General features: G+C 65.5%; 7 protein-coding genes. 3 read left to right on the plus strand and 4 right to left on the minus strand.

The genetic code is table 11. The features are described 5' to 3' along the window. Positions 1 to 350 (minus strand): biotin/lipoyl-containing protein (locus HMPREF2559_RS08945; protein ID WP_304438318.1); only part of this gene is annotated, 350 nt, incomplete at its 3' end. Between the two features lie 231 nt (positions 351 to 581). Here HMPREF2559_RS08945 and HMPREF2559_RS08950 point away from each other — a divergent pair. After that, positions 582 to 1,019 carry an oxidoreductase gene (locus tag HMPREF2559_RS08950; RefSeq protein WP_066491957.1) on the plus strand — a complete coding sequence of 146 codons (438 nt, stop codon included), beginning with the start codon at positions 582 to 584 and terminating at the stop codon, positions 1,017 to 1,019. 82 nt (positions 1,020 to 1,101) lie between these two features. On the opposite strand, the gene HMPREF2559_RS08955 is transcribed toward HMPREF2559_RS08950, so the two are convergent. After that, positions 1,102 to 2,631 (minus strand): leucyl aminopeptidase, encoded by a 1,530-nt coding sequence (locus HMPREF2559_RS08955; protein ID WP_070540405.1) that lies wholly within the window; start codon positions 2,629 to 2,631, stop codon positions 1,102 to 1,104. A 113-nt stretch (positions 2,632 to 2,744) separates the two neighbouring features. On the opposite strand from HMPREF2559_RS08955, the gene HMPREF2559_RS08960 reads away from it, so the two are divergent. After that, positions 2,745 to 3,845 (plus strand): branched-chain amino acid aminotransferase, encoded by a 1,101-nt coding sequence (locus tag HMPREF2559_RS08960; protein ID WP_066491960.1) that lies wholly within the window; start codon positions 2,745 to 2,747, stop codon positions 3,843 to 3,845. Positions 3,846 to 3,977: 132 nt separating this feature from the next. On the opposite strand, the gene HMPREF2559_RS08965 is transcribed toward HMPREF2559_RS08960, so the two are convergent. Next, positions 3,978 to 4,976, minus strand: a complete 999-nt coding sequence (locus tag HMPREF2559_RS08965; RefSeq protein WP_070540403.1) for a nicotinate-nucleotide--dimethylbenzimidazole phosphoribosyltransferase — start codon at positions 4,974 to 4,976, stop codon at positions 3,978 to 3,980. Between the two features lie 6 nt (positions 4,977 to 4,982). Next, complete coding sequence (locus HMPREF2559_RS08970; RefSeq protein ID WP_233423581.1) at positions 4,983 to 5,627, minus strand: DUF3043 domain-containing protein; 645 nt, start codon at positions 5,625 to 5,627, stop codon at positions 4,983 to 4,985. A gap of 211 nt (positions 5,628 to 5,838) precedes the next feature. On the opposite strand from HMPREF2559_RS08970, the gene HMPREF2559_RS08975 reads away from it, so the two are divergent. After that, positions 5,839 to 6,183, plus strand: a complete 345-nt coding sequence (locus HMPREF2559_RS08975) for a HesB/IscA family protein (RefSeq protein ID WP_066491972.1) — start codon at positions 5,839 to 5,841, stop codon at positions 6,181 to 6,183. The last annotated feature ends 108 nt before the right edge of the window (positions 6,184 to 6,291 follow it).

Here is a 6,291-nt window from a genome sequence, read left to right on the forward strand (position 1 = left end):
CCGGAGGAAGCCGGTGCGGACTTCTCTTCCTTTTCTTCAGCCTTGGGCTCTTCCTTCTCCGCGGCCTTGTCCTCAGCAGCGGGTGCGGACTCTTCAGCGTCCGCGGACTCGCCTTCTTCACCGATGATGGCGATAACGGAGCCAACCTCAACGGTGTCGTCTTCTTCGGCCTTGATCTCAAGGATCGTGCCCGCGACCGGCGAGGGGATTTCAGTGTCAACCTTGTCGGTGGACACCTCGAGCAACGGCTCGTCGACCTCGACGGTGTCGCCCACGGACTTCAGCCACTGGGTAATAGTGCCTTCAGTTACGGATTCGCCCAGTTCGGGCATCACAACGGACTGCGCCATGAGTTATTTGACTCCTCGAAAGTTGGATAATGATAAATCTGATGCCCAATCCTACCGCGACGCGCGACTTCGCGTGTGTATCTGGTCCTATCTCTTTGCCCCCTTTAGGGCGGGGCACACCGCGCGCCGCCGGTCATGGTGACGTGACCACGATGCGTGTTCGCTCACGGCGTTGCGTTGCTGCGCGCTCAGATGCCGTGGGGTGAGGTGGCGCGGGTAGGATAGGCCACTATGTTCAATATCTTCCGTCGCAACAGCTCGCGCTCCCAGCTGCGCCCGCCGCGCGGGCCGGGGGAGACGATCCGGCAGGCGGATGCCCAGGCGCTCAGCGAGTGGGTGGCAGGCCGCGCCTTCGTCGAAGCGTTCATTGAGCCGGAGACGGTGGTCAACGAGATGTCCGTGGTTGTCGTGGATGAAAACGGTGACTACATTCGGCGGTTTATCGGCGGCCCAAAGGGCATCGACGCGGTGGCGAAGCTGCTGGGCTGCCCCGTGTACGACGTGGAAGAGACCGGCTATCCGCAGCGCATGCGCGACCGCATGGAACGCGAACGGCTGCTGCGCAAGCGCGAGGAACAGCGCTTGCGTCGTGAGCGCTTCGAGCGAGGCCAGAACCCGGATACGGGCGAAGCCGTGCATCGCCCCGACGACCCTGACGACGCGGAGTAATTGCACAACGGGGAACGGCGCCTGCCCCCGCTGAGGGACAGGCGCCGTTGGCGTGGACGGGGAGCTCCGCGCTGAGCGAGTGCTACTTTTTGTCGGCGAGCTCAGTGAGCGCGGCGATGACGGTGCGGACCGGGGCGCCGGTGGCGCGCTTAGTGGTGTAACCGTACGGCGAGCCGCCGTTCCAGGAAGGGCCTGCGACGTCGATGTGGACCCACTCGATGTCCTCGCCGACGAAGCGCTGGAGGTAGGTGCCGGCGAATTCCATGCCGCCCTCGCGCTTCGTGTGGATATTGCGGATATCGGCGACCGGAGACTTGATGGCCTCCTCGTGCTCCTCGAGCAGCGGCATGGCCCAGGCCTTCTCGCCGACCTCGCGGCCGATCTCGGCGACGCGGTCGCGGAAGTCCTCGGAGCCCATGACGCCGGCAGTGCGCTCGCCGAGGGCGACGATCTGGGCGCCGGTGAGCGTGGCGGTTTCGATGAGGTAATCCGGCTTGTCCTCGCTGGCGCGCGCGATGGCGTCGGAGAGGACGAGCCGGCCCTCGGCGTCCGTGTTGAGGACCTCGGAGGTAATGCCGCCGTAGTGCGTGATGACGTCGCCGGGGCGCGTGGCGTTGCCGCCAGGCATGTTCTCTGCGAGCGGCAAGGTGGCGGTGACGTTGACGTTCAAGCCCAGCTTGGCGGCGGCGAAGACCGCGGCGGCCATGGACGCGGAGCCACCCATGTCAGAAATCATGTCCCACATGCCGGCACCCGGCTTGAGCGAGATGCCGCCGGTGTCGAAGGTGATGCCCTTGCCTACGAGCGCGACGTCGCGGGTGGCGCCGGACGGACGGTAGGACAGGCGGACGAGACGCGGTGGGCGGGCGGAGCCGCGGCCCACGGCGAGGATGCCGCCGAAGCCCTGCTCTTCGAGCGCGGACTCGTCGAGCACTTCGACCTCGACGCCACCGGCTGGGCCCTCGGTGGAGCGGGCGGTCTCGGCGAGGTAGTTCGCGTAGGACTCCGGGTAGAGCAGGTTAGACGGGGTGTTGACGAGGTTGCGGGCAAAGATCGTGGCCTCGGCGGTAAGACGTGCGCGCTCGAAGTCGGTCGCGGCGGTCTCGTCGGAGGAGACGAAGACGACGGTGGCAGGGCGCTGGGGATCCTCGAGCTCCGAGGAACGCAGGCCGCGGTGGACGTAGCCGCCCAGGGCGATGCCCTCGACAGCGGCGCCGAGCGCGAAGTCGCCGAGAGTCGTGGCGACGGTGCCCACGCCCGCGAGCGCGCGAGCGGCGTTGCCCGCGGCGACGCGGACGGTCTCGTCAGTGAGGTCTTCGGACTCGCCCAGGCCGGCGGCGACGATGGAGCGTGCGCCGGTCGCCTCGGTGATGGCGGACGGCGCTGGCACGCGGGTCACCTCGCCGGACTTGCCGGTGGCACCCACAGCAGACAGCGCGTCGAAGGTGGCGCGGACTGCGTCAGCATCGAGCAGTGCGGAGCCAGGGACTTCCAGGCCGTCGTCGCCGCGGAAGGCGGCGATGAGGAGGGCATCGGCAGCTTTGGGCGCGGCGGTCGCGAGCTCAACGGTGGGGGAAACGCCCAGCAGCGGGCCGTGGGAAGAATCAGTCACGAGAAAGACCTCCAAATGAAACGAGATGAATAGTGCACTGTCTGCCTACTGTAGGCGAAAAAATTTGACGGGGGTGGCCTGTGGAGCGATAGAAAAAGAGTAAGTTAGAGGCCATGACTTTGAAATACAACGTGACGAAGAACCCCACCCCGACCTCCCCGGAGGAACGTGCGAAGATTCTCGAGAACCCGGGCTTTGGTAAGCACTTTACCGACCACATGGTCACCATCGACTGGAACGAGAAGGACGGCTGGCACGACGCTCAGGTGTGCCCGTATGCGCCGTTTAGCATGGACCCGGCTTCCAATGTTTTCCACTACGGCCAGGCCATCTTCGAGGGCATCAAGGCCTACCGCCAGCCGGATGGCACCATTGCCACGTTCCGTCCGGAGGCTAACGCCAACCGCATGGCCAACTCGGCTAAGCGCATGGCTATGCCGGAGCTGCCGGTGGATGAGTTCATCGAGTCCCTGCGCCAGATCACCGAGATCGACAAGGATTGGGTCCCAGCCGCGGGCGGCGAGGCTGCGCTGTACCTGCGTCCGTTCATGATCTCCACCGAGGTTTCCCTGGGCGTGCACCCGGCTGCGACGTACCGTTACATCGTGATTGCGTCCCCGGCGGGCGCGTACTTCACCGGTGGCGTCAATCCGGTCTCCGTATGGCTGTCTACCGACTACGTCCGTGCTGCCCCGGGTGGTACGGGTGCTGCGAAGTTCGCGGGCAACTACGCTGCCTCGCTGCTCGCACAGGCGCAGGCAGCGGAGAAGGGCTGCGACCAGGTGGTCTGGCTCGACGCCATCGACCGCAAGTACATCGAAGAGATGGGCGGCATGAACCTCGCGTTCGTCTACGGCGAGGAAGGTAACCAGACGCTGGTGACTCCGGCGCTGTCCGGTTCGCTGCTGCCGGGTATTACGCGTGACTCGCTGCTGCAGGTCGCCGAAGACATGGGGCTCAAGGTCGAAGAGCGTCGCGTGAGCTACGACGAGTGGCGCGAGGATGCAGAGTCCGGCAAGATGACCGAGGCTTTTGCCTGCGGTACCGCCGCGGTCATCACACCAGTCGGCCACGTCATGGGCGACGGCATCGACTTCAAGGTCAACGGCGGCGAGGCTGGCACGACCACCATGGCGCTGCGCGAGCAGCTCACTGGCATTCAGCACGGTGCGGTCGAAGACACGCACGGTTGGCTGCACACGCTCGTGAAGTAATGAGCGCGTAAAGGAAGGACCCCTCGGGGTCCTTTTATTTTGTCTCCACGGGCTGCGTGCGGAATCTCAGGACAACGAAGGCCCCACAACGTGGCGGTTGTGTGGCCTTCGTTGTCCTGGAATCCGGATGGTCTAGGCGGGGTCTGCGGCGGCCTGGACGGCGGCGACTTCGTCGGCGACGAGCTCGAGGCTGGCCGCGAGGAGCTGATAGGCGAAGAGCGATCCGAGGCCCTGGCCGGTCGTGGTGAGCGTGTTGAGCAGCGGCGTGAGGCCCAAGTCTTGGAGCGCGAGCGTATGCGCGGGCTCGCAGGAGGTATTCGCGGCGTAGATCCAGCGCCGGGTGCCGGGGGCGAGGCGCTCGGCGAGGACCGCGGCAACCGTCAGGAGCGGCGAGTCGATGAGCAGTGGCGTGCGGCGTGCGGCGGCGCGACCGATGAAACCCGTGAGCGCGGCGAGGGTCGGGCCGCCGGAGACTTGGAGGATTTCCAGTGGGTCGGAGAGGTTGCGCGTCCGGAAGAGCGCGTCGCGCAGGACAGCGACCTTGGTCTTCCACGCCTCGTCCGTGATTCCGGAGCCGGGGCCCACGATGACGACGGGTTCGGTGCCGGTGAGGCGCGCCATGACGACGGCGGCGACGGTCGTGGAACCCACGCCCAGGTCGCCGGGGATGAGGAAATCAGTGCCGGCGTCGATTTCTTCGTCGGCAGCGCGGGCGCCGAGGGCGAGGGCTTCCTCGAGGCCCTCGGGGGTGCAGGCGTTCTCGACGTCGATGGCTGCAGCGGGTGGGCAGTCGACGGTGCGCAGGCCCACGCCCAGGCGACCGGCGAGGACGGCGGCCGGGGAGAGGCCGTCAGCGAGCTGTTGTGCCTGTTGCGCGGTGGCCTCGGGAGCGAAAGCAGAGAGTCCTACCCCGTCGCGCTGGCGAGTGGCGATGCCGTTCTCGCCGACGAAAACCACAAGGCGCGGACGTCGCGGAGCATGCGCGGGAACCTCGCCTTGGCAGGCTGAGAGCCATACAGCGGGAGCATTGACCGTACCCAAGGACACGCCGAGGGGCGTGGAGCCGAGGGCGAGCGCGGTGGCATCGGCAGCCTGGGCGTCAGGGACCGGAACGGACTCGAACTGCGCCATGTGGGCCTACTTGACCTCGGCGCCGCGCTCGACCTGCGGGCGCGGGGTGCGCCACTTGCGCGGCTGGGTGGCGCGGCCGTAGGCGTAAAAGCCCAGGCCGAAGCCGGCCTCGGTGGTGCCAGGGAACTTGAGACGCACCGCGTTATTGACCTTGCGGGCCAGCCACACGCCCTCGACGGCGAAGATGACGATGAAGACCATCGCGATGAGCGTGGAGATATTCGCGAACGTCGGGTTGTACATGCCGATAAAGAGGATGACGAGGAGGACGATCATAAACGGCATGGCCCACTCATTGAGGAAGCGGCGGCTATCGACCCAGTTGCGCACGAAGCGGCGGACCTCGCCCTTATCGCGCGGCAGGAGGTAGCGCTCGTCGCCAGCCTCCATGCGCTTCTGCGCCTCCTTGTTGCGCTTGTTACGCTCCTCGCGCTCCTTGCGCTTGTAGTCCTTCCATTCCTCCTTGGACATGGACTTCTTCAGCTCCTTGCGGTGCTGGTAGCGCTGGGCTTCCGATGCCCCGTTCGGGTCGCGTCGCACGCCGCGCGCGATTTCCTGCTCGTTGCGCTTGGGCGTGGGGCGTCCCTTGGGTGGGGTGTAGCCCTTGCGGGGCTGGTCTGCTCCGGTGGTGTTTTCGCTGCTATTACTCACGAAATCCAAGACTACAAGGCCGGGGTGAAAGGTGGGAAATGTGGTGGGAATAAGGCAGCTGTCTCGCACGTTGAACCGTTTATTCCAGCGTCTGCCGCTTCCTCGTGGACGCTGGCCCATCCTCCGAGTACGCGTGCCGGCGCTTTAAGGCCGGAAAAATTCGGAGTAGGGTGGGGGACACTTTACGGACCGTATTTTCAAGGAGAAGATAATGACCGCTCCCGTTTCCGAAACTGGCGTCATCCTGACTGAGGCCGCTGCCGCCAAGGCAAAGGCTCTGCTCGAGCAGGAAGGCCGCACCGACTTGTCGCTGCGCATCGCTGTCCAGCCGGGTGGCTGCGCTGGCCTGCGTTACCAGCTCTACTTCGACGACCGCACCCTCGACGGCGACAAGGTCGACAACGTCGACGGCGTCAACCTCGTCGTTGACAAGATGAGCGTCCCATACCTCACCGGCGCCAAGATCGACTTCGCGGACACCATCGAGTCCCAGGGCTTCACCATCGATAACCCGAACGCTGGCGGCTCCTGCGCCTGCGGAGACTCCTTCAACTAAGGCTTCTCGCGCGTCCCTTAAGACGTACAAAAGAACCGCCACTTTCCCTTTAAATCAAGGGAAAGCGGCGGTTTTCGGGCTAAGTAGCAAAATGTGTGTCCGCTACGG

Origin of the sequence: Corynebacterium sp. HMSC072G08 (assembly GCF_001809185.1) — a bacterium.
In the GTDB taxonomy this organism is placed as follows: Bacteria; Actinomycetota; Actinomycetes; order Mycobacteriales; family Mycobacteriaceae; genus Corynebacterium; species Corynebacterium phoceense.